This window comes from Novosphingobium sp. CF614 (genome assembly GCF_900113255.1).
Lineage (GTDB): Bacteria > Pseudomonadota > Alphaproteobacteria > Sphingomonadales > Sphingomonadaceae > Novosphingobium.
On the sequence record NZ_FOOR01000002.1, the window covers coordinates 281,630 to 307,704 of the forward strand.

Sequence of the window (26,075 nt, forward strand, 5' to 3'; positions counted from 1 at the left end):
TGTAAACACCGCCAGCGGTCGCGGAGCAAGCGCGGGATGACGACATGGCCACGACACCCCGTTCCCGGCGATGCGGTGTCATGCGTGTTTGCCCACAGGCAAGGCCAATTTGGCTTGGACAATGGAGGGGTTTCATCTAAACGGGCGCGCCTCGGGCCGGCGTCGCGCATTCGATCCCAGGGCAAGCGGGCCAGAAAAGCAGGCAGGCCGGAGAAGCACGGATGTCCGCCGGAACGTGATGAGATGCGGCCACGGCGGCCGTTCTCCCGCCTATTTCGCAGGATTGGTACAAACCGGAATGAGTTGGCTCAGCAAGGTACGCAAATCGCTTTCGAGCCTGGCGAAACGCGATACGCCAGACAACTTGTGGATGAAGTGCCCGAACTGCGGCGAGATGCTGTTCTCCCGGGACTTCGAGGCCAATCTTTCGGTATGCCCGCGCTGCGGGCACCATGGCCGCATCGGCGCGAAGGCGCGCTTCGACCAGATTCTCGATCCCGGCTACGCGGTGCTGGCCTCCCCCAAAGTGGCGGAGAACCCGCTGAATTTCCGCGACACCAAGAAATATGCCGACCGGCTCAAGGCCGCCCGCGCCGCCAATCCCTATCCCGACGCCCTGACCCACGCCTTCGGCACGATCGGCGGCGCCAAGGCGGTGCTGGGCGTGCAGGACTTCGCCTTCATGGGCGGCTCGATGGGCATGGCGGTGGGCGAGGCCTTCGTCGCCGGCGCCGGGCGCGCCCTGGCCGAGAACTGCGGCTACGTGATCTGCACGGCGGCGGGCGGCGCGCGCATGCAGGAAGGCATCCTCTCGCTGATGCAGATGCCCAAGACCACGGTGGCCACCCGCCGCCTGGCCGCCGCCGGCCTGCCCTATATCGTCGTCCTGACCGACCCCACCACCGGCGGCGTCACGGCCAGCTACGCCATGCTGGGAGACGTCCACATCGCCGAGCCGGGTGCGCTTATCGGCTTTGCCGGCCAGCGCGTGATCCAGGACACGATCCGGGAAAAGCTCCCCGACGGTTTCCAGCGCGCCGAGTACCTCCATGCCCACGGCATGGTCGACATGGTGGTCCACCGCCAGGACCTGAAAGGCACGCTGGCCATGCTGCTCGGATACCTTGAACGAAAGGAAGTCGCGTGAATATCGATAGCGCCCTGGTGCGCGAACTTGCCGAACTGCTGGCGGAAACCGGCCTGTCCGAGATCGAGGTGGCGGACGGGGAACGCAAGATCCGCGTCAGCCGCCAGATGATCCAGGCGATGAGCGCGGCGCCCGCCCTGCCGCTGGCGCCACCGCCGCCGGCGGGCGCTCCGGCAGTCGTTCCCGCCGCCGAGGCAGCGCCCGCCGCGCCGCCGGTCGATGCCGTCAAATCGCCGATGGTCGGCACCGTTTTCCTGGCGCCGGAGCCGGGGGCGCCTGACTTCATCTCGGTGGGCAAGGCCGTGAAGGCGGGCGACGTGCTGCTGATCGTCGAGGCCATGAAAGTGATGAACCAGATCACCGCGCCCAAGGCCGGCACCGTGACCGCCATCCTCGTCGGGAACCAGCAGCCGGTCGAATACGACCAGCCGCTCGTCGTGATCGGCTGAGGACGCACCGCTCATGGGCATTTCCCGCCTGCTGATCGCCAACCGCGGCGAGATCGCGCTGCGCATCCACCGTGCCGCGCGCGAAATGGGCATCGAAACGGTCGCGGTTCATTCGACCGCCGATGCCGACGCCATGCACGTGCGTCTCGCCGACCACGCGGTATGCATCGGGCCCCCGGCCGCGAAGGACAGCTACCTCAACGTCGCCGCGATCATCTCGGCCGCCGAGATCACCCAGGCCGACGCGATCCATCCCGGCTATGGCTTCCTTTCGGAAAACGCCAGGTTCGCAGAGATCGTCGAGGCGCATGGCATCGCCTGGGTCGGCCCCAAGCCCGAGCACATCCGCACGATGGGCGACAAGGTGGAGGCCAAGCGCACCGCCGGCGCGCTGGGCCTGCCGCTGGTGCCCGGCTCCGACGGCGCGATCGAGGACGTGACCGAAGCGAAAAGGCTGGCCGGGGAGATCGGCTACCCGGTGCTCATCAAGGCCGCCTCTGGCGGCGGCGGGCGCGGCATGAAAGTGGTGCAGAACGCCGGAGAGCTGGAAAGCCAGATGGGCCAGGCCCGTTCGGAAGCCAAGGCCGCGTTCGGGGACGATACCGTCTACATGGAAAAGTACCTCGGCAACCCAAGGCACATCGAATTCCAGATCTTCGGCGACGGCCAGGGCAACGCGGTGCACCTGGGCGAGCGCGACTGTTCGTTGCAGCGTCGCCACCAGAAGGTGCTGGAAGAAGCGCCCTCCCCGGTCCTCACGCCCGAAGAACGCGACCGCATGGGCGGCGTGGTCGCCAAGGCCATGGCCGACATGAGCTATCGCGGCGCCGGCACCATCGAATTCCTGTGGGAAGACGGCGCGTTCTACTTCATCGAGATGAACACCCGCCTCCAGGTGGAGCATCCCGTCACCGAGGCGATCACCGGTGTCGACCTGGTGCGCGAGCAGATCCGCGTCGCGGAAGGCCGCCCGCTGTCGTTCGCGCAGGACGCCATCGAGTTCAAGGGCCACGCCATCGAATGCCGCATCAATGCCGAGGATCCCTGGACCTTCGCGCCTTCGCCCGGCCTGGTCTCCAGCTATCATGCGGCAGGCGGCATGAACGTGCGCGTCGATTCGGGTCTCTATGCCGGCTACCGTATCCCGCCGTACTACGATTCGATGATCGGCAAGCTGATCGTCTCCGGCCGCACCCGCGAAGGCGCGATCATGCGCCTGAAGCGCGCGCTGGAGGAAATGGTGATCGAAGGCGTGAAGACCTCGATCCCGCTCCACCAGGCATTGCTGGAGGACCCGGAATTCAACAGCGGCGACTATACGATCAAGTGGCTGGAAGAGTGGCTGGCCAGGCGAAACGGCTAAGCCTCGTGGTCGAAATGCAGACTGGACAAGCATGAATTCCTTCCTCGACTTCGAAAAACCGATCGCCGCCCTGGAAGCGCGCATCGCGGAATTGCGCGCGACGGCCAGCGACAGCGCGCTCGACATCGGCGGCGAGATCGCCAAGCTGGAGAAGAAGAGCGCGGGAATGCTCGCGGCGACTTACGCCAGGCTCACGCCCTGGCAGAAGACGCAGGTCGCACGGCATCCGCTGCGGCCGCACTTCCTCGATTACGTGCGCCTCGCCTTCACCGATTTCATGCCGCTGGGGGGCGACCGCCGTTATGGCGAGGACGCGGCGATCATCGGCGGGCTGGCCCTGCTGGGAGACCGCAAGGTCATGCTGATCGGGCACGAGAAAGGCCACGATACCGCCAGCCGCATCCGCCACAACTTCGGCATGGGCAAGCCCGAGGGCTATCGCAAGGCGATCCGCCTGATGGAAATGGCGAGCAAGTTCGGCCTGCCCGTGGTCACGCTCGTCGATACCTCGGGCGCGTTCCCCGGCATCGAGGCCGAGGAACGCGGCCAGGCGGAAGCCATCGCCCGCTCGACCGAGGCGTGCCTGGCGCTCAAGGTGCCGATGGTCGCGGCGATCGTCGGCGAGGGCGGCTCGGGCGGGGCTGTGGCGCTGGCCAGCGCCAACCGGGTGCTGATGCTCGAACACGCGGTCTATTCGGTGATCTCGCCCGAGGGTGCTTCCTCGATCCTGTGGCGCACGGCGGACAAGGCGGCCGATGCCGCCACCGCCATGAAAGTGACCGCGCAGGACCTGCTCGATCTCGCGGTGATCGACGCCATCGTGCCCGAGCCGATGGGCGGCGCGCACCGTGACCCGGCCCAGGCGGCCCGCGCGCTGGCCGATGCGCTGGCCGATGCGCTGGCATCGCTGGAAGGCGGGAGCCCGGCCGACCTCGTGCGCCAGCGCGAAGAGCGCTTCCTGGCGATCGGGTCGCTGTGACACGCGGCGACCAGGGCGGAACTTGAACGCGACGCTCTAATTTTCCGTGCACTGCGTCCGGTTAATGGCAATGGACGCTCCCCCGTCCAGCCGATAGTCGGAATGCCCGACGGAACCCGCCAGGCTGACCACAGCCATGCGCTGCGGCGGGCCGGCAAACGGGGTCGAATATTCCAATGAGCCTGATACGGCGTCTCACTCCCAGCAGCATCGCGCTCGCCCTCAGCGCGCTGGTCACGGCGGCGTCGGTCTATGCCGCCGCGCTGGACCACGAAACGGCCCCGGCCGCAACCGTGGGCGACGTCGTCCAGGCACGGGCGGCCATGATCGAGCCGATGCTGGACCAGTTCTGCTCGCGCTGCCACAACGACATCGACAGGATCGCGGACCTTTCGGTGGAGGATCTGAAGGCCGACGACTTGCGCACCGGTCGCCATGCCGAGGAGTGGGAGAAGATCCTGCGCCGCGTCGCCGCCGGCGAGATGCCGCCGCACTCCAAGCCCCAGCCCGATCCGGCCCAGCGCGCCGCCTTCGTGCAGTGGCTGGATTCCTCGCGGGCCGGCTACGTCGCCGCCAATCCCGACCCCGGCCAGGCGACGATCCGCCGCCTCAACCGCGCCGAATATGCCAATGCCGTGCGCGACCTGCTTGCGATCGACGTCGATTTCAGCGGCGAACTGCCGCAGGACAATTCCGGCTTCGGTTTCGACAACATCGCCGACGTGCTCACCGTCTCGCCCACGCTGATGGAACGCTACATCGCGGTCGCCGGCAAGGTCGGCCGCCTGACGACCGGGCTCACCTCGCGCCGCGAGTTCGTGACGACCTACCAGGTCCCCAAGGACGGCTCGACGATGAACTCGGGCGTGCCCGCCTACAACGAACGGGCCAGCGCCGACCTGCCGCTCGCCTCGCGCGGGGGCGCCGCCTTCCGCTACTTCGCCCGCTATGACGGCGAGTACGAAATCGCCGCCTGGCTCAATTCCAACACCAACAACGAGACCGACCGCCTCACCGAGGATCGCTACAGCCTGCGCGTGTCGATGAAGGCCGGATCGCACCTCGTCGGCTTGTCCTTCCGCCGCCAGACTTGGCCCGACGAGAGCGTGCAGACGCTGCGCAACACCACCGACGCGGTGCCGCTGCCGCTCGATCCGCCGGGGATGCTTCCGCTGGACGTATGGGTGGACGGGACACGGGTCAGGACGCTGGAGGTCCCGTCCTATCGCATGCACCCGCGCTACTCGCAGCGGAACTTCCCGCGCGACGTGCTGCAGATCGACGTGGCCGGCCCCTATCACGCGGTCGGCATCGCCGACACGCCAAGCCGGCGCGCGGTGTTCCTGTGCCGGCCGAACAAGCCCTCGCAGGAACAGGCCTGCGCTCACCGGATCGTCTCGACGCTGGCCCGCCGCGCCTGGCGCCGTCCGGTCGGCGAATTCGACGTGATGCCGCTGATGCGAATCTATGCCCAGGAACGCGCCGCTTCGGACTTCGAGCACGGCATCGAGGCGGCGCTGGAGGCGATCCTCGTCTCGCCCGAGTTCCTGTTCGTGGTCGAGACCGATCCGCAAGGCAGCCTGCCCGGCAGCACCCACACGATCACCGACCTGGAACTCGCCACCCGCCTTTCGCTGTTCCTGTGGAGTTCGATCCCCGACGAGCGGCTGCTCTCGCTCGCCGAAACGGGCAAGCTGCACCAGCCCGCCGTGCTCGATGCCGAGATCGCCCGGATGCTGGCCGATCCCAAGGCCCAGGCGCTGACCGCCAATTTCGCCGGGCAGTGGCTCTATTTGCGCAACCTCGACCAGCAGCGCCCGGACATCGCCGTCTTCCCCAAGTTCGACACCCGCCTGCGCAGCGCCATGGCGACCGAGACCGAGATGTTCTTCGCCAACGTGCTGCGCGCCAACCGGCCGGTGCTGGATTTCATCTCCGCCGACTACACCTTCCTCAACCAGCGCCTGGCCGAGCATTACGGCATTCCGGGCGTGACCGGCCCCGCGTTCCGCAAGGTCGGCCTCGATCCCGCCTGGCATCGCGGCGGGCTGCTGGGGCAGGCCAGCATCCTGACCGTCACTTCCTATGGCAACCACACTTCGGTGGTGAAGCGCGGCAAGTGGGTGCTCGACAACATGCTCGCCGCGCCGCCACCACCGCCGCCGCCGGACGTGCCCGCTCTGAAGGCCGAGCACGACGGGCGCCTGCTGACCGCGCGCGAACAGCTTGAACTGCACCGCTCCAACCCCAGCTGCGCGGCCTGCCACGTCAAGATGGACCCGCTCGGCTTCGCGCTGGAGAACTTCGACGCGGTCGGCGCCTGGCGGACCAGCGACGTCGGGCAGGCGATCGACAACGCCGCGACATTGCCCGACGGCACCAGGTTCACCGGGCTTTCCGGCCTCCAGCGGATCCTGATGGACCGCAAGGACGAATTTACCCGCGCCTTCACCGAGCGGCTGATGACTTACGCGCTCGCCCGGGGCCTGGGCCCGCAGGACATGCCCGCCGTCCGCGCCATCGCCGGCGATGCCGCCGCCGACGGCTACCGTGTGCGCACGATCGTCCGGGGCATCGTCTCCAGCGCGGCCTTCACGATGCGCAAGACGCCGCAGCCGTTCAAGGCCGTCCGGGCGGACAGCTCGGCGGCGTCCATCGACACGCTTTGGACGAGCGGAGGGGGAACGATGCGTTCTTTTGCAACGGGAAGCTCCTTCGCGATCCCCTCGGCAGGGAGACCAATGAAATGAGGATCATTCGCAAGCCCCTCGCCCGGCGCACCGTGCTGCGCGGCCTCGGCACCACGATGGCGCTGCCTTTCCTCGAAGCCATGATGGGCACCGCCCGCGCCGCCGATATCGCCCAGCGTCCCAAGCGCCTCCAGGTCTTCTATTCCCCCAACGGCATGACCATGCCGGGCTTCCAGCCGGCCGGCACCGGCTTCACGCTGCCGCCGACGCTCGAACCGCTTGCCCCGCACCGCGACACGATCGCCGTCATCAGCGGCCTCGGCCACCCGCAAGCCGCCGCCATGGGCGATCGGCCTGCCGGCCATGGCCGATCGTGCCCCGCCTTCCTGACCGGCGCCCACGCCAAGCAGACCGAAGGGCCGGACATCCGCTGCGGCGTGTCGATGGACCAGGTCTTTGCCGCCCACCTGGGCGATGCGACGCAGATCCCCTCGCTCGAACTCGGCATCGACCAGGCGAGCCTGCTGGGCAGTTGCGACATCAATTACTCCTGCGCCTATACCAACGGCATCTCCTGGCTGACGCCGACCGTGCCGCTGCCGGTCACCGCCAACCCGCGCGCCGTCTTCGAAAGGCTGTTCGGCGACGGCGAGGCGCTGGACGAGAAGGGCCGGCTCGCGCAGCTGCGGCGCCAGTCCTCGATCCTCGATTTCGTGATGGAGGACACCGCGCGCCTTTCCGGCCGGCTCGGGATGGAGGACCGCCGCAAGCTGGGCGAATACCTGGAGGCCACCCGGGCCATCGAAAAACGCATCCAGCGCGCCCAGGCCTCTCCCGCGCAGGCCGCCACGATCGAGCAGCCGGCGGGCATTCCCGAAGACTTCGCCGAGCACGTGAAGCTGATGATCGACCTGCAAGTGCTGGCGATGCAGGCCGATATCACCCGGGTGGGCACTTTCATGATCGGCCGCGAACTTTCCAACCGCACCTATCCCGAGATCGGCGTGCCGGATTCGCACCACATGCTCAGCCATCACGGCAACAATCCGGAGAAGGTGGCGAAGCTGGCGCGGATCAACCGCTTCCACATGGAATTCTTCGCCTACATGCTGCAGCGGATGAGGGAAACCAGGGACGGCGAGGGATCGCTGCTGGATCGAACCCTGGTCATTCGCGGCTCCGCCTTCGGCGATTCCAACGAGCATGACTTCATGGACCTGCCGGTGGTTGTGGCCGGCGGGCTGGTGAAGGGCGGACGCCACGTGACGGTGAAGCCCGGCACGACGATGTCCAACCTGCTGCTGGCCGGGCTCAACCTGCTGGACGTACCGGCGACCACGTTCGGCGACAGCACCGGGCCGCTTCGGGAACTGGCCGATGCATAGCGTCTTTCGGGAACCGGTCGCTACTCCTTCCCGGGGGAGATTCGATTCCTCCCGGAAAGGGTTCGCCGGCGCGCTGCTCGTGGCGGTCGCCCTTCCGTCCGCCGCATGTGCCCGCGAGCAGGCGAACGCCGCGACGCTGGCCAGCGCCATCGCGGCGGACGATGTGGCAGGGGCCACGGCGGCCCTCGCCCACGGCGCCAATGCCAGGGCGCCGCTCGGCTACGGCGAAAGTCCGCTGGCCCGCGCGGTGGAGACGCAGGACCCGGCGATGGTCGCCGCGCTGCTGCGCCACGGCGCGAAACCGAACACGGCGGACGCCGGGGGCGTAACGCCGCTCATGCTTGCCTGCGAGCGCGGCAACGGCGCGATCGTCGGCCAGTTGCTCGATGCCCGGGCCGACGTGCGCCGGGCCGCGCCCGACGGCACCACCCCGCTGGCGGTCTGCGCCCGCTTCGGCCCGGCCGCCGCGACCTCGCGCATGCTGGCGATGGGCGCGAAGGCCGAAACCGCCGACGCGCGCGGGCAGACGCCGCTGATGTGGGCCGCCTCGGCGGGCAATGTCGAGGCGGTGGCGGCGCTGCTCAAGGCCGGCGCGCAAGTCAACCGGATCACCCAGGCCGGCTTCACACCCCTGTTCTTCGCGATCAAGGGCGGAGGATCTGAAGCTGTCCGCATGCTGCTGGACGCGGGCGCCGATGCCGGCCATCGCGGCCCCGAAAACACCAGCGCGGCGCAGCTTGCGGCCTATCAGCAAAACTGGGCGGCGGCCGCGATGCTGGTGGAACGCGGCGCGGATCTGGCAGAGCGGGATCGCAACGGCAACCAGTTGCTCCATGCCGCTGCCGCCGGGGGCGATACCGCGTTGGTATCCCTGCTGCTGGCCAAGGGCGCCGATCCCAATGGCCTGACCGGCGCTTCCCGGATCACCTGGGTCACGGAGGCCAACTTCGGAGTGCCGCCGCCGCCCGTCCCGCCGACGCCGCCACTGCTGCTGGCGGCGCGCAATGGGCGGGTCGAGGCGATGAAGCTGCTGGCCGCCGGCGGCGCCGACCCCCGGTTCGTCGCGGCGAACGGAACCAACGTGGTGCTCGCCGCCGCGCATGGGCACAGCGCCGCCGCGCTGGACTATGCCTTGAGTCTCGCGCCCGATGCCAACGTGGCCGACGCTGGCGGCGCCACGCCGCTGCATCTCGTGCTGGACGGCGGCCTCCATCCCGAACTGGAGGCCATGCTGCGTGTCCTGGCCAGCCATGGCGCGCGCACGAACATCCCCAACAAGCGGGGCGCCACGGCCGCGCAAGCCGCCGAAAACGGCCTTGCCGGCGTGCGGACGATCTATGCCCAAGTCTTTGCAGACCGGCCGTCCCCCGTGCTAACGGTCTCGCGCAATTGAATCCCTTATCCATGCTAGGACAGGACGATCGCATGATTCGAACCAAGCCCTTCACTCTCGCCGCCATCGGCGCCTTCGGCTTCGCCGCGCTGGTCGCGAGCGGGACCCTGGCCACCGCCGCCCCTTCGGCCAGCGCCACGATCTCTGCCCGGCAGGCCAACTTCAAGAAGATCGGCGGGGCGATGAAGACGCTCAAGGACGAGCTGGGCGGCAGCGCGGACAAGGTAAAGATGCTGACCGCCGCGAAGACGATCGCGGCAGTCGGGCGGGCGCAGGTGAAGCTGTTCCCCGCCGGGACCGGCCCCTCCGCCGGGGTCAAGACCGACGCCCTGGCCGCTATCTGGACCGACCGTGCCACGTTCGACGGGCATATGACCAAGTTCATCGCCGAGGCGGACAAACTGGTGGCCGCTGCCGGGCAAGGCAATGCCCAAGCGGTCGGCGCGCAGTTCAAGGCGATGGGCGCGACTTGCGGCGCCTGCCACCGCCAGTTCCGCGCCGACGACTGACACCGCGAGGGGGAGAGCGATGACCGAAACGACGACTGGCGGATCGACCCGGATCTGGGACTTGCCGCTGCGGCTGTTCCACTGGCTGCTGGTCGCGCTCGTCGCGTTCTCGTGGTGGAGCGGCGAGAATCACGAGATGGACTGGCACCGCCTCTCGGGATACTGTGTGCTCGCGCTGCTGGTGTTCCGCGTCTGGTGGGGCTTCGTCGGATCGCGCACTGCGCGTTTCGCCCAGTTCGTGCGGGCGCCGGGCACGGTGCTGGCTTATGCCAGGACACTGGGAACACGGCCCGGCCATGCCGCCGACGGGCACAATCCGCTCGGCGGCTGGAGCGTGGTGGCCATGCTGGCGGCGCTGGCAGTGATGGTCGCCGCCGGACTGTTCGCGGTCGATGTCGACGGTCTCGAATCGGGCCCGCTGGCCGATTACATCAGCTTCGACCAGGGCCGCGCCGCCGCCGAAGTGCATGAGGCAGTGTTCAACCTGATGCTGCTGCTGATCCTGCTGCATGTTGCCGCGATCGTCTTCTACCTCGGCTTCAAGCGGCTCAACCTGGTGCGTCCGATGATTACCGGGCGGCGCGCCAGGAGCGAGGGCGACAGCGAGCATGGCGCGGCGGCGGATGTCCGCTGGTCCCCGATGCTGGCGCTGGCCGGGATCGTGATCGCCGGCGCCGTGGCCTGGGCTGTATCGACTGGGTTTCGATAGAGTTTCAATTCCAGGCCGAATCGAGGCGGACACCACAGGGGTCTAACGGGGGTACAACCGGGGGACCAACCCGGCTATGCCCCAGTCCGGAGCCCGGTCCGGCCCGGCACCAGCAGGTTCAATCCCACCGCCGTGACCGCCGCCGGCAGCACGCCCGAGCCGAGCAGGATGCGCAGCGTCTCGGGCAAGTGCTGGAGCGCTTCCGGTTCAAGCTGCAAGCCCAGCGCCAGCGAAAGCGAGACGCCGAAGATCAGCATGTTGCGCTGGGTCCAGTCGACCCCGGCAAGCATCGAGGTGGCGGCGGAGGCGACCATGCCGAACATGACGATGACGCCGCCGCCCAGCACCTCGATCGGGATCGTGGTGATGACCGCGCCGACCTTCGGGAGCAGCCCGCAGGCGATCAGGAACAGCGCGCCGATGGTCACCACGTGGCGGCTCATCACGCCGGTGATGGCGATGAGGCCGACGTTCTGGCTGAAGGTGGTGTTGGGCATGGCGCCGAACACGGCGGCCAGCGCGGTGCCGACGCCGTCGGCGCAGACCGCGCCGGAAAGCTCGCGGTCGGAGGCGGGCCGGCCGGCGTTGCCTTCGCAGATCGCGTCGACATCGCCGATCGATTCGATCGACGAGACGAAGCCGGTCAGGCAGAAGCCCACGATCGCCGAGGCCGAAAGCGCGAAGCCGAAATGGAACGGCATCGGCAGCATGACCAGCCCAGCCGAAGCGACCGGGGCGAAGTCCACCCGCCCCATCGCGAGCGCCGCGCCGTACCCCGCGAGCAGCCCCAGCAACACCGCGGCGGTCGACCAGATGCCGCGAGCGAAGAAATTGAGCCCCAGCGTCACCGCCACCACCACGCCCGCCAGCAGCCAGCTCTGCCACGCGCCGAACGCCGGGGTTCCCACCGCCGGGACGCCGCCGGCGGCGTACTGCACGCCGATGCGCATCAGCGAGAGGCCGATCATCAGCACCACCAGGCCGGTAATCATCGGCGGCAGCGCGAAGCGGATCCTGCCCACGAAAAAGCTCAGGCCGGCGTGGAGCAGCCCGCCAAACAGCGCGGCGGTGGTCAGCGCCGCCATCGCCGCCACGCCCTTGCCCGCGACGATCGGGATCATGATCGGGATGAACGCGAAGCTGGTTCCCTGCACCAGCGGCAATCGCGCGCCCACCGGGCCGAAGCCGATGGTCTGGAGCAGCGTGGCGATGCCGGCGAACAGCATCGCCATCTGGATCATGTAGATCATTTCCGAAGTGTCCGCCGCGCCGTATCCGAACCCGGCCGCGCCGGCGACGATGATCGCCGGGGTCATGTTGCTCACGAACATCGCCAGCACGTGCTGGATGCCCAGCGGCACCGCCACCGCCAGGCCCGGGAAGTAATCGGGATCGCGCGCCTGCGCGGGGGTCATCCCGGCGGCGACAGTGGGAGCGATCGAGGTTGCCGGCGTGGTCATGGCGTCCTTTCGATGGTCAAGCGAGGCTCATCAGCCGTGCGAGCGAATGCGTGGCGGCGCGCACCACCATGTCGCGGCTCACCGTGACGAGATCGCCGCCGCGAACCACGGCGCGGCCTTCCACGAAGAGGTCGCGCGCGCCGGAAGGCGGGCACAGCACCAGCGCCGCGACGGTATCCCAGGCCCCCGCCGAAGCGATATCCGCCATGTCCCAGACGGCGAGATCGGCGCGCTTGCCCGGCTCGAGCGAGCCGCAGTCCGCCCGGCCGAGCACTTGCGCCCCGCCGCGCGTCGCCAGCCACAGCGCCTCGCGCGGGTCGAAGGCGTCGGCGCCCAGCTTCAGGCGCTGCAGCAGCATGGCCTGCCGCGCCTCGTTCAGCAGGTGCCCGCCGTCGTTGGACGCCGATCCGTCCACCCCCAGCCCCACCGGCACCCCGGCATCGATCATCGCGCGCACCGGCGCGATTCCGGAGCCGAGCCGGCAGTTCGAACAAGGGCAATGGGCGGCGCCGGTGCCGGTCCGGGCGAACAGGCCGATCTCCTCCGCGTCGAGCTGCACGCAGTGGGCATGCCACACGTCCGGCCCGGTCCAGCCCAGGTCCTGCGCATACTGGCCGGGGCGGCAGCCGAACCGTTCGAGCGAGAAGGCCACGTCGTCCGCGTCCTCGGCAAGGTGGGTGTGCAGCATCACCCGCTTGTCGCGCGCCAGCAGCGCGGCTTCGCGCATCAGATCGGTACTCACCGAAAAGGGCGAGCACGGCGCCACCGCGACGCGCAGCATGGCGCCTTCGGCAGGATCGTGGAACGCGTCGATCACGCGCACGGTATCGGCCAGGATCGCCGCTTCGTCCTCCACCACGCTGTCCGGCGGCAGGCCGCCCTTGCTTTCGCCCACGCTCATGCTGCCGCGCGCGGCGTGAAAACGCAGGCCCACCTCGCGCGCGGCATGGATCGAATCGTCCAGCCTCACGCCGTCGGGGAACAAGTAGTGATGATCCGATGTCATGGTGCAGCCCGACAGCGCCAGTTCGGCCAGGCCGAGCTGGGTCGCGGCGAAGACGTCCTCGGGCCGGTAGCATGCCCAGATCGGATAGAGTCGCTTGAGCCAGCCGAACAGCGAGACGTTGATCGCGCCGGGCAGCGCGCGGGTCAGCGTCTGGAACAAGTGGTGGTGGGTGTTGACGAGGCCGGGCGTCACCACGCAGCCGCGCGCGTCGATCACTTCGTCCGCCTCCGCGGCCAGGGGCGCAAGCTCGGCGCTGGTCCCGACCGCGACGATCGCGCCGCTACGCCAGGCGACCGCGCCGTCCGCGATCTCGGCCCGGGCATCGTCCATGGTGACGAGAATGTCGGCATTGCGGACGAGCGTGAGCACCGTTCCGCTAGTCATCCGGCACCAGACTTCGCTTCATCCAGACTCGTCGCCCTGAACTTGTTTCAGGGCCCATCATACCTGCTGGCCTGGAGTAGCGAAGGGATCCGAACCCGGTGTCCGAGCCTCGTTCAAACGGCAGTGCCAGGTCTCGAAATGGATGCTGAAACAAGTTCAGCATGACGATTCATCGGAAAATTGAATTGTATTCGGCGACATCACGGCGTCCCGAACTCGTACTTGTCCCAGTGGCCGAGTAGCTCGTCGACCACTTTCGAGCCGACCGTATAGAGGTTCTCCACCGCCGCCTGCAGTCCGGCATAGCCCTCGTTCTCGCGCAGCAGATAGCTGGCCGCGTCCACGCCCGGCGGCGGCATCGTGTAATTGCTGCCCGCACGCAGCACCAGCACACGGTCGCGGTCGGCGCGGCCGATCTCGCTCAAGTAGGTCAGCGAGGTCATGACCCCGGTGTCCTCCATGGCCGAAGTGACGAACTCGCCCTTGCCGCTGGTCCAGTAGCGCACCCAGGAATTGGCCCAATCGGTCATCAGCTTGCCGTGCCAGAACGTCATCGCCGAAAGCTGATCGCCTTCCAGCACGAAGGGCGGTTCCTGCGCGTGGGGGTCGTCGGCGAAGCGCGCGCGCTCGGCGGCGATCGCCTCGCTATCGGGCAGTTCGATGTCTTTGGTGAGATTGTAGGCCCAGGTTTCCAGCGTGGGATTGATCCGGAACATCTCCCCGCCGGAAGGATCGGGCTTGCTGGAGGTATCGTTCGGTCCCTGGGTCTGGCGCGGGAAATAGCCGAACTTCCAGTCGGCCGGAATCTCGCGCGGATCGATCTCGTGCGCCAGGTCGCCATCGACGACATAGCGCGCCCAGGCGACCGAGCCGATCGAGGCATCCTCCGGATCGATCCCGGCGATGCCCGCCACCAGCCAGTAGGCCTTGCTCAGGTCGAAACGCGGATCGAGCCCGAGCGCCATGGTCGCGGCGGTGGAACGCGCGGTGCCGATGCCGGTGACCATGCCGAGCACCTGGGTTTCGGGGTTGTAGTAAAGATCATGGAACGATTGCGGGAAGGGAATGCGCATGGAAAGCGCGCGCCGTTCCTTCCAGAGCTGGAATTCGCCCGCCGTGTCGCCCTCGTCCTGGCCGATCTCGAACAGCGAGACGATCACGACCTTGACCGGCAGCGGCGTCTGGCAAGGCCCGCCCGGGTCGCAGGCGGAAATATCGGGAACCGGGGGCGCATCGGCGAATGCGGCCCCGTTCGACAGGCACAGGGCCAGGCAGGCACCCATGATCGTCGCGACGCGCACCAGGAACTGCATGCGAATACCTCTTTCAGGAACGAGGGGCGCCGGGATGAACCGGCGCCCCTCGCCGTTGGAAGCTGTCAGGCCGTGAATTCACCTCGCTTCACGAGACCCGATGATACCCGATCTCAGTGATCGGAACTCGTGTTCCTCTCCCTTTCGTCATCGCCAGTCGCCGAAGGCGGTGCGGCGATCTCGCGGGCGACGAGAGGGGGAGATGAGTCTCATCCCAAGAGATCGGGTATACGTCATCCGGCCTCAGAACTTGTACGAAATCGTGCCCTGGAAGCTGCGCGGCAGTTCCGGGAGGACGATCGTCGAGCCGAACAGTTCGGTGAAGTTGGCGCGGAAGTACTTCTCGTCGGTCGCGTTCTTCACCACCATTCGGAACAGCCACGGCCCGGTCTCATAGGAAGCGCCCAGGTCGACCTTGGTATAGGCGGGAAGCTTCACCACCTTCGACTGGCCGGAATAGACCGAATCCACCGAGACCATGCTGGCCGACAAGGCAATGCCGTTGTCGAACTTGTAAGTGCCGGTCAGCGAAAAGAGGTTGGTCGGGATGCCGGCGCGGCGGGCGTCGCTCTTGCTGTTGATCGGCAGCAGGCCGATCGGCTGGCCACCAAGGTACAGCGTCGGGTCGGAAACGTTCGCCAGATCCTCGATGCCCCAGAAGCTGAACGTGCTGCCATTCTCGATCGAGGTCAGGTTGTACACCTTGGTGCGGGTGTAACCACCGGTCAGCAGCAGGTGATCGTCGACGGCAAAGCGGAACTCGGCCTCCAGGCCCTTGGTCTCGACCGCCTGGTTCACCGTGATCGACTGCGCGCTGTAGTCGGTGCGCTTCTGCTTGTACATCGAGACCGCCGCATAGAGGCGTTCGTCAAGCCACGTACCCTTCAGGCCGGCCTCGTAGAGCTTGGATGCCGAAATCCAGGTGCCGGCGGCAAGGTTTTCGGGATCGAGCTCGGCGCCCTGTCCCGCGATCACGACCGCCTGGCGCGCGGCGGTGACGTAAGGGATCAGGCCGAAGGGCAGCTTGTACGAAGCGCTGGCCGACCAGGACCAGTCGCCATCGGTATCCTTCGCGCCGGAGAAGCCGGGATCGGATTCCATCTTCGCGATGTTGTAGTTGGAGACGCCCTTGATCCGGTCGTAACGGGCGCCCAGCGTGACATCGAGCCCGAAGTTGAAATCGAGATCGACGAGGCCGGCGAAGGCAAGGTCGGTGTAGTGGCCGCTGACATAGCCGGTGTAGTCGCAGTCGCATTCGGTCGACAGCAGGCGGTCGCTGAGCGGCGTGTAGCCCACCGTCAGGTCCACGCGGTGGAAGTATTCGTAGTTGAAGTCGTCGCCGTGCTTGAAGTTCGTGTAGCGGATCGACGGGGAGAGCTGGAACGAGAACTTGCCGGCGCTGCTCTCGAAGCTCTTCGAAACGACGATCTTGTCCTCTATCACGTAGGAATCGTGGAACTGCGAGAAGCCATAGGCATTCTCGTTCAGGTTCTCGTAGCTGTCGTAGAACAGCTGGTTCTTGATCTCCAGGTCGTCAGGCCCTTCCCAGATCAGGTCGGCATAGAACGTCGTGGCATCGTTGTTGAGCACGTCGTCCTTGCCGGTCAGCGTGTTCTTGCGGCTGAGCTTGGTGGTGCCGGTGTTGTTCAGCTGCAGCAGCGGATTGGTATAGCAGGCGTCGGTGGCCGAACCCGGGAAAACGCCGCCGCCGCAGGCAAAGGCGCCGAAGACCGAAAGGCCGGAGCCGTCATTCGCGGCCAGGATCTCCTGCTGCGAGATCTGGCCATCACCGTCCGTATCCGGAATCGCCGTAGCCGCGCCGGTGATGTAGGTGCCGTTGTCGACCAGGTCCTGCGTCAAGCGGTTCCAGCCGCCGTTCTGCTGGCCGCGATAGCGGTGATACATGCCGCCGAACTCGAGCCGCAGCGAGGGCGTAAGATCGGTGTCGAACGCGGCCTGCAGGATCGTCTGCTTGGTCGACATATTGCGGTAATAGCTGCCGGAATCCTCGATTTCGGCATAGAGGCTGTAGCCGAATTCCTGGCTGCCGAGCTTACCAGGGCCCCGGATTTCGGCGGAGAGATCGGCCTTGTTCCAGCTTCCGCCGGTAAAGCTGATCTTGCCTTCCGGGGTGGACATGAGCGAACCGCCCTTCACGCGCGCGGACTTGGGAACGAAGTTCATGTAGCCGCCGGTCTTCGACGGGCCATAGATCGGCGAGGCCGGTCCGCGCACGATGTCGATGCGTTCGGACGCGCCGATCGGCGTGGGGTAGTTGCCGGGGTTGTCGAGGCGGCGAACCCCGCGGAAGTAGATTTCGCCGGGCGTGCCGCGAATGTCGAGCGCGCCGCCGACGCCGAAGAACGAGTTGGTGAAAGTGCCCGGCGCCTGCGCGACAAGGTCATAGATATCGGTGATGCCGAAGCGCTCCATCTGCTCCGAACTGATCGTCGAGGCCGAGCGCGGCGTTTCGACCAGCGTCTTGTCGAAGCCGAAGACGGTGCCGACATCGGCGATCGGCAGGGCTTCGAGCGAACCCTTGACGACGATCTCGTCGCTGGCGGGCTCCTCCTCATCCGCCGCCAGCGCGGGCGATGTCAGCGCGGTGCAGCAGAACAGGCTGGCGGCAAGCGCGAGAAGTGGTTTGCGCAGCGCACTATGCTGCGGTGCGATATCAAATGGTGCGTCAACGGACATATTCGTCGCCATCGTGTCTTACCCCCTGAAGCTGGCGCGCAAGCCGTTCCTGGCTTCCCGCCGCGCTTTCGTGTTGTGACCCACCTCTCCCGTTCGAACGTTATGTTTGTTGCAGTGCATCATTACATGGATCGCCGCATTGGCGAAGACCTGTCCTCCTAGGAATCCTGTGGATGCTTGAAACGGCCGAGCCCGTGCTCGAACCGGTCGAAACGGCCTTCAAGATCGGCCTGAAGGCGGGCTTTCTCGCTCGATGCGAGGAACGTCTTGCAGCGATCGTCCGCCAGCGAGGCCGAACAGGCCTCCACCGCGGTTCCAAGCCTGCCCTGGCGCCACAGGCTGGCGCCCGGCACGAAGGAATATTCCAGGCTCGCGCGCGCCGCCGCCTTGAGATCGGCATAACCCAGGCCCTGCTCGGTCGCGGCGCGGCGGTATTCGTTGGTCATGTCCGAGCGCAGCACGCCCTCGTCGTCGGTGGAAATCACCACGGGAACGCCCATGCTGCGATAGAGCGCGATCGGATGCTCGCCGCCCCTCACTCCCAGGATCACCGCGTTGCTCGTCAGGTTGATCTCCACGGCAATGCCTTCGCGCGCCATGCGGGCCAGCGTTTCGGGCGCCGTATCCTCATAGGCGATGTCGGTGCCGTGGCCGATCCGCCGCGCGCCGGAAGCCACGGCCTGGGCGATGTGGTCCCCCAGCTCGCGCGGACGCACCAGGCCCAGCGTCAGTTCGCCGGCATGCATCGATACCTTCACGCCGGGATACTTCGCTTCCAGGAAGCGGAACATCGCCATGTGCAGGCCATAGTCGCGCAAGGCGACGGGATCGTCCTCCGGCATGACGATGTTCACCCCGACGAAGCGCGGATCGCGATGCGCCAGCGCGAAGCCGGAGATCAGCGAGCGGAAGGCGACGGCCGGCGCCATCCCGCGCCAGGCGAAAGTCAGGTAGTGGACCGCGACGCCGCAGGCGGGTTGCGCCGCCGGGGTGCCGCAAGCCATGATCCGGCGCGCGTCCGCCTCCTCGCGGTCGACTTCGGCCATGGCCTTGCCGAGCAGTGCCTCGACCGCGCCGGCCTCGCGCCTATACACCGCGCCGAGGCCGGCCTCGTCGAGCGGCTCGTCGCCGGCGGCCATCGCATATTCGGTGAGCACGCGCGGGTTGTGCATGAGCTCCAGGTAGCTCACCTGGTTGCGCGCGGCGCTGGCGCGGGTGACCGCCAGCCAGCGCCCGACATCGGCGACATAGGCCGGGCCGAACTTGTCGAAGCTGGAGAAGAACTGGGTGTGGCCGGAAACCTCGTCCGCCCCCACCCCTTGCTGCACGCCGCGCGTCGAGAGCGAATCGATCAGCCGGGCATAGGCGAAGGGCCGGCGCTCGCCCATCGCCGCGATGGTGCGCTCGCTCGGGCACGGCGGCGGGACGATGCGCTGTTCCGCTTCATCGGCGCACATGCCCTTGCCGGCCGCCGTTTCGAGAAAATCCTCGGCATAGACGCTGCCGCCCAGGTGGTTGTGCAAGTCGCCGCCCTTGGGCATCGCCTGAAGAAACACGCGCAGGCGCGCGGCGTTGCCGGAAACCGCATCGAACATCGCCGAGGCCGCCGCCTCGCCGGCCGGGTCGGCACGCGCCGCCCCCGGTGCGAGCAGCAGCGCCTGGCCCGCCATGCAGGCCAGCGCCAACGCGCGCAGGCGTGCCCCCGGGGGGCGCTCGTTTCGACTCGTCACCATTAACCAGACCCCGCGATCGGGAACGCGCGGCCAGCCATGCCTAACGGGCCGGAGTGGAGTTGCGCCCCCTTGCCGAAATCCGGCGCCGAACCTGCGGCGCCGAACATGCGGAAAACGGCCGGCATCCGCCCTCCGGGGAGGATCGGAAAACGAATGCCGGGCCGGCCGCACCTTTCGGTGTTGTCCCGGTGGTAGGCACTTGACTGGATGCGATCAAACGCAATGAATCCTACACTCCGTTGCAAAAATTAGAGCAGGTGGGTAAAGCGGGCCCATGCCGGCGTTTTCGCGTTTTCTTCGCTACTTCATGGCGGTCGGCCGGCTCGGCTCGATCCGCAGGGCCGCCGACGAGCTCAACGTCTCGGCTTCGGCGATCGCCCGCCAGATCCTGAACGTCGAGGCGGAAATCGGCATGCCGCTGTTCGAGCGCCTGCCCAGCGGCCTGAGGCTTACCGCAGCCGGCGAAATCATGATGGGCGCGGGCAACCGCTGGCACAAGAACATGATCGACATCCGCGCGCAGATCGAGGATCTGCGCGGCCTGAAGCGCGGCCATGTCGACATGGCGATCATCGATGCGCTGGCCAAGGGCCATATCCCCGCCGCGATCCGCGCCATCCAGAGCCGCTACCCCGGCATCACCGTGAGCGTGAAAGTTCTGGAGAACGACGCGGTACGCAAGGCGGTGGCGAGCGGAGAGGTGGACTTCGGGATCCTGTTCGAGCCGCAATCGTACCGCGACCTGACCGTGCGCGCCTTCGTGGAAGTGGTGCTGGGCTTCGTCACCCCGGCGGGCCATCCGCTGGGCGACCGGCGCGAGGCGCGGTTTTCGGCCTGCACCGGCTCCCCACTGATCCTGCCCGCCGAACCGCTCGCGGTGTGCCAGCAGGTCGCGGTGCTGGAAGGCACGACCGGGATGGAACTGGACCGCAAGGTCAGCTCCGACAATATCCAGATGATTACCTCGCTGATCCTCGAAGGCGTGGGCATCGGCGTGCTCACCTCGCTCGATGTGATTACCGAGATTCGGGCGGGGCTGCTCTCGTTCACGCGCATCTCCGATGCCCTGCTGCGGCCGATGACGCTGGCGCTATGCACGAATTCGGCGCGCACGCCTTCCTATGCCGCAAGCATCGTGCTGGGTGAGATCGAGAACGGCTTCGCGCAGCTCAGCTACCCCGCCTCGATGCACCGGAACGCGGAAAACGGCGATTGATGCGCGCGCCCGCGATTGCGCGCGCCATTCGAAAAATATAATCGGAAGGTTCTCCCGACATCTTCCGGACAGGATTCGCGACCGATGAGCCCGACTGCCGAGCCCGAACTGCACTATCTTGAATATTATGAGGACTTCCTGGCGAAAGTCCGCGTGCTGTCCCGCAAGGTACGCGAAAGCGGCTGGCTGCCCGAATTCGTGATCGGCGTCGGCCGGGGCGGCCTGGTGCCGGCGGTCTACATCTCGCACCAGCTCGAACTGCCGATGCTTTCGATCGATCATTCCTCGAAAGTCCCGGGTTTCGCCGACGAACTGCTCGCCAAGGTCGCGGCCATGACCACGCAGGGAACCCGCGTGCTCTTCGTTGACGACATCAACGACAGCGGCGGCACCATCGACTATATCCGGGGCCTGCTGGCGGGGAACGGCTACGCGGCGGAAAACCTGCGCTTCGCGGTGGTCATCAACAACCAGAGCTCCAAGGTCGAGGTCGACTTGTGGGCCGACATGATCGACCGTGCCGAGGACAAGCGCTGGTTCGTCTTTCCCTGGGAAGCGGTCGGCACCAGGGAAAGCATCGTCGACGAGGCGCTTTCCGTGCCCGAACGCCTGTCCTGACCCTAACGGCCTGATCCTAACGGCCTGATCCTAAAGGAAAGAAATTCCGGCAAATGCGCATCTGCGTCTATCTTGGCTCCTCCCCGGGCCGGCATCCCTCCTATCGCGAGGCGGCCGAACGGTTCGGCACGTTGCTGGCCAGGCGCGGCATCGGCCTGGTCTACGGCGGCGGCCAGGTCGGCCTGATGGGCGTGATCGCCGATGCCGTCTGCGCGGCGGGCGGCGAAGTGATCGGCGTCATCCCCGAAGCCCTGCGCGCCCGCGAAAAGGACCACCACGGCATTACCGAACTGCACGTCGTCAAATCGATGCACGAGCGCAAGGCGCTGATGGCCAAGCTGTCCGACGGGTTCGTCACCCTGCCGGGCGGCATCGGCACTTTCGAGGAAATGTTCGAGGCCTGGTGCTGGTCGCAGCTCGGCTATCATGCCAAGCCGGTGGGGCTGCTCAACGTGGGCGATTTCTACGACGGCCTTATCCAGTTCGTCGACAAGATCGTCGCCGAGGGCTTCCTGCAGGACCGCCACCGCGCGATGCTGCTGATCGAGCGCGACCCCGAAGTCCTGCTGGACCGCATCATCAAGTTCATTCCGCCCGAAACCGAACACTGGCTGCACGAAGGCGAGAACTGAAGGTCGATGCCGCAACGCCTTGCTCTCACCGCGCTGGTTGTCGCCGATTACGACGAGGCGCTTGCCTTCTACGTCGACAAACTGGGCTTCGAACTGCGTGAGGACAAGCAGCTGACACCGGAAAAGCGCTGGGTCGTCGTCGCGCCCCAGGGCAGCGATGGCGCTCTGTTGCTGGCACGCGCGGCTAATAATAGGCAAAGCGGCACGGTCGGCAATCAGACCGGTGGACGCGTTTTCCTGTTCCTCGAAACCGATAATTTCGCGCGCGATCATGCCGCTTATACCGAACGCGGCGTGCGCTTCGTGCGCGAACCGGCTAGCGAGCCATACGGGACGGTGGCCGTATTCGAGGATCCTTACGGCAATCTATGGGATCTGATTGAACCGAAAGCCGGACAGCCCGCAGGGAGCGAAGCAACGATATGACCGCAACACCGCGCCAGATCGTGGAAACCTGGGTCGAGCGTTTCAACGCCGCCGACGTGGACGGCCTTGCCGCGCTCTATGCCGAGGATGCCGTCAACCATCAGGTCACGCAGGAACCCGTCGAGGGCCGCGAGGCGATCCGCGCGATGTTCGAACGCGAATTCGCGGCCGCCGAGATGGTCTGCCTGGTCGAGGCGATACACGAGGCGGGCGAAGTCGCCGCGCTCGAATGGCGCGATCCGCTGGGCCTGCGCGGCTGCGGCTTCTTCACCGTGCGCGGCGGCCTGATCGCGTTCCAGCGCGGCTACTGGGACAAGCTCTCGTTCCTGAAGATGCACGGGCTGCCGATCGCTTGACCGCCGGTCGGGCGGACGGAGTCAGGGCGAAGGGCGCCTGGCGCCCTCGGCCATGGTTTCCACCATCAACGCTCCCAGCCGCCCGGCGTCGATCGCGCGCACCACGTGCGCCTTCCGTTCGCCGATGCCCGGCTGATAGTGCTCGCGCCAGCTCAGCATGTCGCCATAGGCCGGCCCGAACTGGGTGTCGTAGTCGACATAGAGATCTTCCGCGTCGGTGGTCATGCCGGGATCGAGGACATAGCCGGCGGCGATTTCGTCCCACAGTGGAAAGCCCGGCTCCATCGCGGCGATGAACTTGCCGAGATCGGGCGCCGCGGCCTTGCTCATCCGCGCGATCAGGTCGGGGGTGAGCTGGGTGGCGGTGGAGGGATCGACGGGAATTACCGTCAGCTTGCGCCAGGGGCTGCGCGAGACGATACTGGCCGCCTCGGGATCGAAGCGTGCGTTGAACTCGCGGCGCGGCGAATTGGCGAATTCGCGCGCGAACTGCTCGGCCGAAACGTTGTCCAGCGCCCGATGCGGGTTGAGGCTGCCACCCATGTAGACCAGCTCTCCCACCAGCGACGCGAATTGCGGGTCGAGCCGCTGCGCCAGGGCAAGGTTGGTCAGCGGCCCGCAAGCGACGATCGTGATCTGTCCGGGATACTTGCGGACCATGCGGATCAGGAAATTGGCGGCGATCTCACCGGACGCCTTCAGCTTGGGATTGCCCTCGGGCAGGTTCACCGGATCGGCGGGGCCGAAATAGGCCGGCGTGCTCTGCTGGGTAGGCTCCACCCACTGCTTCATCCAAGCGCCCTTCCAGGTCAGCTTGCCGTAGAGCGCCTCCCAGCGATCGGTGAGGACCTCGGAATTGAGCAGCGGGTAAGTCGCGCCCTCGGCAACCGGAACGTCGGGACGCTGCGCGATCTCCAGGCCGCGCAGCGCCATCGCGGTCGCGCGGTTGGCCCAGGTATTGCCGGAAACCGTAGTGATGCCGACCACGTCCACCTGGCTGCTTTCCAGCAGCATGAGATGCATGAGCCCGAAGCCCTCGTCGTCGATGATGACCTTGCGCTTCGCCGTATCCGCATGCGCGGGGCCGAAGGAAAGCGCCACGATGCCGCAGAGCGCGAGAATCGCGCGAAGGAACCGCGCCATCAGGCGTATGCCGCCACGTAGGCGTCCAGCTTCTCCAGATGAAGCGCGACCGCCTCCGGCGGCAGGAACGATCCGGTGAAGCTGTTGCGCGCCAGGGCCACGATCTCTTCACGGTCGAGCCCGCGCGCCCGCGCCACCGCCCGGAAATTGTCGCCGATGTAGCCACCGAAATAGGCCGGATCGTCCGAATTGATGGTGGCCTTGAGCCCCAGCGCCAGCATCCGGTCGATCGGGTGACGGGCAAGGTCGTCCACCACGCACAGCTTGAGGTTGGACAGCGGGCAGACCGTCAGCGTCATCCGCATCTCGGCCAGCCGGTCTACCAGCACCGGGTCCTCCAGTGCGCGATTGCCGTGGTCGATGCGGTCGGCATGGAGCAGGTCAAGCGCCTGGTAGACATATTCGGGCGGTCCTTCCTCGCCGGCGTGGGCGGTGATCTTCAATCCCCTGTCGCGCGCGGCGGCGAAGACTTGCGCGAACTTGAGCGGGGGGTGGCCGACTTCGGAGGAATCGAGGCCGACCGCCGCGATGCGGTCAAGCCAGGGTTCGGCCGCTTCCAGCGTGGCGAAGGCCGCTTCCTCCGACAAGTGGCGCAGGAACGAGAGGATCAGCTTCGAGGTCATGCCATGCTCCGCCTCGGCTTCGGCCATGGCGGACAGCAGGCCCTCTATCACTTCGGAAAAGGCAATTCCGCGATCGGTATGGGTCTGCGGGTCGAACATGATCTCGGCATGGACCACCCCGTCCGCCGCCGCACGCGCGAAGTAAGCGGCGGCAAGGTCGTGGAAATCCCGCCGGGTGCGCAGCACGCCCGCCCCGGCGTAGTAGATGTCGAGGAAATCCTGCAGGTTGGAAAAGGCATAGGCCGCCCGCACTTGCTCGACCGAGGCATAAGGGATGTCGATCCCGTTGCGCCGCGCCAGCGCGAACATCAGCTCGGGCTCGAGGCTGCCTTCGATATGCAGGTGGAGTTCGGCCTTGGGCAGGCCGGCGATGAAGCTGTCGAGGTCGGTCATCAATTGGTCCTTCGCCAGGCGCATTCGCCCAGCACGTAAGTGCGCGCGACGACGCGGTCGTCGCCCAGGATCTGCAGTGCGAACAGGCGTTCGGCCAGAGCCGCCCCGTGCGTGCGGCGCGCCAGCAGCGGCGTCGCGGCCTGGTCCAGCACCACGAAGTCGGCCTCCTGCCCAGGCTCCAGCGCGCCCACCCGGTCCTGGATGTGCAGCAGCGCGGCGCTGCCGGCGGTCGCCAGGTAGAGCGCGCGAAACGGGTCGAGCCGCTCCTCGCGCGCCAATGCCGCCTGATAGGCCAGGCCGGCGGTACGCAGCAGCGAGAAGGACGTGCCGGCCCCGATATCGGTGCCGAGGCCAAGGCGCACCCCGTGCCGGTCGGCCCGTCCGAAATCGAACATGCCCGAACCGAGGAACAAGTTGGAACTGGGACAGACCGCGATCCCCGCCCCGCTCTCATGCAGCCGGCCGCAGGCGCGCTCCGACAAGTGAATGCCGTGCGCGAAAACCGAGCGCGGCGTGACCAGGCCGAAACGGTCGTAGGCGTCGAGGTAATCGACCGCCTGCGTGAACCGCGCCTCCACTTCCGCGCATTCGCGCAGGTTCTCGGCAAGATGGGTGTGCATCAGCACGTCCGGGTGCTCCGCCAGCAGCGCGCCGGCATCGGCGAGCTGCGCGTCGGTCGAGGCAAGCGCGAAACGCGGCGTCACCGCGTAGCCCAGCCGCCCGCGCCCGCGCCAGCGCCGGATCAGCGCTTCGCTCCCGGCCCGGCCCGAGGCCACCGTGTCGCGCAGGCCCTCGGGGCCCAGGTCCATCAGCACCTTGCCGGAGACGATGCGCATCCGCCGCTCCAGCGCCGCTTCGAACAGCGCGTCGACCGACTGTTCGTGCACGGTGGGATAGACCAGCGCGCTGGTGGTGCCGTTGCGCAGCAGTTCGTCCAGGAAGAAGCCAGCCACTGCATCGGCATGCGCCTTGTCGGCAAAGGCCATCTCGGCCGGGAAGATGTGCTTTTCCAGCCAGTCGAGCAATTGTTCGCCGTAAGAGGCGATGCGGTCGGTCTGCGGGTAATGGACATGCGCATCGACGAAGCCGGGAACGACCAGCCCCGGCAGGGTCTCGATCGGGACCTCGGAAAGGCTGTCGGCGAGTTCCGCGTAAGGACCGCGCGCGATGACGAGCCCGTCCTCCACCACCAGCAGGCCGTCTTCCTCGTAACGCACGGCATGGGGGATGTCGCGCGGGTCCTGGTCGACCGAAAGCAGTTCGCCGCGATAGGCACGGATCATGGCCGCGCTCCGCCTCGGCCGGGATTCGCGCGGAGGCGCGGAGACGCGGAGAGAGTGTTTTGGGCTGATGCACGCAGAGACGCAGAGACGCGGAGAAGATAGGTTTCGCGGCGCAGCCGCTTTCCGTCGCCACGACGCGTTTTACAGCGAGCAATGAATGGCAGGAGA

At 67.1% G+C, this 26,075-nt stretch carries 22 protein-coding genes; 14 read left to right on the plus strand and 8 right to left on the minus strand.

Annotation, left to right across the window (positions count from 1 at the left end; translation table 11 throughout):
* The first annotated feature begins 298 nt into the window (after window positions 1-298).
* The 9 genes from accD to BM052_RS04225 all read left to right on the plus strand — a co-directional run bounded on the left by accD (window position 299) and on the right by BM052_RS04225 (window position 10,624).
* Window positions 299-1,147: an acetyl-CoA carboxylase, carboxyltransferase subunit beta gene (gene accD / locus BM052_RS04185; protein ID WP_091143564.1), complete on the plus strand. Its 849-nt coding sequence runs from the start codon at window positions 299-301 to the stop codon at window positions 1,145-1,147.
* Complete coding sequence (accB, locus tag BM052_RS04190; protein WP_091143565.1) at window positions 1,144-1,596, plus strand: acetyl-CoA carboxylase biotin carboxyl carrier protein; 453 nt, start codon at window positions 1,144-1,146, stop codon at window positions 1,594-1,596. Before accD ends, accB begins: the two co-directional genes overlap by 4 nt.
* A gap of 13 nt (window positions 1,597-1,609) precedes the next feature.
* Window positions 1,610-2,959, plus strand: a complete 1,350-nt coding sequence (gene accC, locus BM052_RS04195; RefSeq protein WP_091143568.1) for an acetyl-CoA carboxylase biotin carboxylase subunit — start codon at window positions 1,610-1,612, stop codon at window positions 2,957-2,959.
* Window positions 2,960-2,990: 31 nt separating this feature from the next.
* A complete protein-coding gene (locus BM052_RS04200; protein ID WP_091143569.1) occupies window positions 2,991-3,938 on the plus strand; it encodes an acetyl-CoA carboxylase carboxyltransferase subunit alpha in 948 nt (315 codons plus the stop codon).
* A 176-nt stretch (window positions 3,939-4,114) separates the two neighbouring features.
* Window positions 4,115-6,688: a DUF1592 domain-containing protein gene (locus tag BM052_RS04205; protein WP_091143572.1), complete on the plus strand. Its 2,574-nt coding sequence runs from the start codon at window positions 4,115-4,117 to the stop codon at window positions 6,686-6,688.
* Window positions 6,685-8,013 (plus strand): DUF1552 domain-containing protein, encoded by a 1,329-nt coding sequence (locus BM052_RS04210; RefSeq protein ID WP_091143575.1) that lies wholly within the window; start codon window positions 6,685-6,687, stop codon window positions 8,011-8,013. Before BM052_RS04205 ends, BM052_RS04210 begins: the two co-directional genes overlap by 4 nt.
* Window positions 8,014-8,092: 79 nt before the next feature.
* Entirely contained in the window at window positions 8,093-9,406 is a 1,314-nt protein-coding gene (locus tag BM052_RS04215) for an ankyrin repeat domain-containing protein (protein ID WP_255405950.1), read from the plus strand.
* A gap of 32 nt (window positions 9,407-9,438) precedes the next feature.
* Entirely contained in the window at window positions 9,439-9,915 is a 477-nt protein-coding gene (locus BM052_RS04220) for a c-type cytochrome (protein ID WP_091143579.1), read from the plus strand.
* A 19-nt stretch (window positions 9,916-9,934) separates the two neighbouring features.
* Window positions 9,935-10,624 carry a cytochrome b/b6 domain-containing protein gene (locus BM052_RS04225; RefSeq protein WP_177198315.1) on the plus strand — a complete coding sequence of 230 codons (690 nt, stop codon included), beginning with the start codon at window positions 9,935-9,937 and terminating at the stop codon, window positions 10,622-10,624.
* Window positions 10,625-10,698: 74 nt separating this feature from the next.
* On the opposite strand, the gene BM052_RS04230 is transcribed toward BM052_RS04225, so the two are convergent.
* The 5 genes from BM052_RS04230 to BM052_RS04250 form a co-directional block, all read right to left on the minus strand.
* Window positions 10,699-12,084: a uracil-xanthine permease family protein gene (locus tag BM052_RS04230; protein ID WP_091143581.1), complete on the minus strand. Its 1,386-nt coding sequence runs from the start codon at window positions 12,082-12,084 to the stop codon at window positions 10,699-10,701.
* 16 nt (window positions 12,085-12,100) lie between these two features.
* Window positions 12,101-13,474: an 8-oxoguanine deaminase gene (locus BM052_RS04235; protein WP_091143584.1), complete on the minus strand. Its 1,374-nt coding sequence runs from the start codon at window positions 13,472-13,474 to the stop codon at window positions 12,101-12,103.
* Between the two features lie 200 nt (window positions 13,475-13,674).
* Window positions 13,675-14,787: a purine nucleoside permease gene (locus BM052_RS04240; RefSeq protein WP_255405951.1), complete on the minus strand. Its 1,113-nt coding sequence runs from the start codon at window positions 14,785-14,787 to the stop codon at window positions 13,675-13,677.
* A 243-nt stretch (window positions 14,788-15,030) separates the two neighbouring features.
* Window positions 15,031-17,484 (minus strand): TonB-dependent siderophore receptor, encoded by a 2,454-nt coding sequence (locus BM052_RS04245; protein ID WP_177198316.1) that lies wholly within the window; start codon window positions 17,482-17,484, stop codon window positions 15,031-15,033.
* A 158-nt stretch (window positions 17,485-17,642) separates the two neighbouring features.
* Window positions 17,643-19,217, minus strand: coding sequence for an adenosine deaminase family protein (locus BM052_RS04250; protein WP_091143588.1), 1,575 nt, complete (start codon window positions 19,215-19,217; stop codon window positions 17,643-17,645).
* A gap of 274 nt (window positions 19,218-19,491) precedes the next feature.
* On the opposite strand from BM052_RS04250, the gene BM052_RS04255 reads away from it, so the two are divergent.
* The 5 genes from BM052_RS04255 (at window position 19,492) to BM052_RS04275 (ending at window position 22,465) form a co-directional block, all read left to right on the plus strand.
* Complete coding sequence (locus BM052_RS04255; protein WP_091143589.1) at window positions 19,492-20,433, plus strand: LysR family transcriptional regulator; 942 nt, start codon at window positions 19,492-19,494, stop codon at window positions 20,431-20,433.
* Window positions 20,434-20,517: 84 nt separating this feature from the next.
* On the plus strand, window positions 20,518-21,051 hold the full coding sequence (locus BM052_RS04260) for a phosphoribosyltransferase (protein ID WP_091143592.1): 534 nt from the start codon (window positions 20,518-20,520) through the stop codon (window positions 21,049-21,051).
* A gap of 53 nt (window positions 21,052-21,104) precedes the next feature.
* Window positions 21,105-21,683 (plus strand): LOG family protein, encoded by a 579-nt coding sequence (locus tag BM052_RS04265; RefSeq protein WP_091143594.1) that lies wholly within the window; start codon window positions 21,105-21,107, stop codon window positions 21,681-21,683.
* A gap of 6 nt (window positions 21,684-21,689) precedes the next feature.
* Window positions 21,690-22,109: a VOC family protein gene (locus BM052_RS04270; protein WP_091143596.1), complete on the plus strand. Its 420-nt coding sequence runs from the start codon at window positions 21,690-21,692 to the stop codon at window positions 22,107-22,109.
* Window positions 22,106-22,465, plus strand: a complete 360-nt coding sequence (locus BM052_RS04275; protein ID WP_091143598.1) for a nuclear transport factor 2 family protein — start codon at window positions 22,106-22,108, stop codon at window positions 22,463-22,465. The genes BM052_RS04270 and BM052_RS04275 overlap by 4 nt, the downstream gene beginning before the upstream one ends.
* 21 nt (window positions 22,466-22,486) lie before the next feature.
* Here BM052_RS04275 and BM052_RS04280 read toward each other — a convergent pair whose 3' ends face one another.
* From BM052_RS04280 to guaD, 3 genes are read right to left on the minus strand one after another with little or no spacing between them, the layout of a single operon-like run.
* Entirely contained in the window at window positions 22,487-23,608 is a 1,122-nt protein-coding gene (locus BM052_RS04280) for a nucleoside hydrolase (protein ID WP_091143601.1), read from the minus strand.
* Window positions 23,608-24,624 (minus strand): adenosine deaminase, encoded by a 1,017-nt coding sequence (locus BM052_RS04285; protein WP_091143943.1) that lies wholly within the window; start codon window positions 24,622-24,624, stop codon window positions 23,608-23,610. Before BM052_RS04285 ends, BM052_RS04280 begins: the two co-directional genes overlap by 1 nt.
* Window positions 24,624-25,907, minus strand: a complete 1,284-nt coding sequence (gene guaD / locus BM052_RS04290) for a guanine deaminase (protein WP_091143603.1) — start codon at window positions 25,905-25,907, stop codon at window positions 24,624-24,626. Before guaD ends, BM052_RS04285 begins: the two co-directional genes overlap by 1 nt.
* Between the last annotated feature and the right edge of the window lie 168 nt (window positions 25,908-26,075).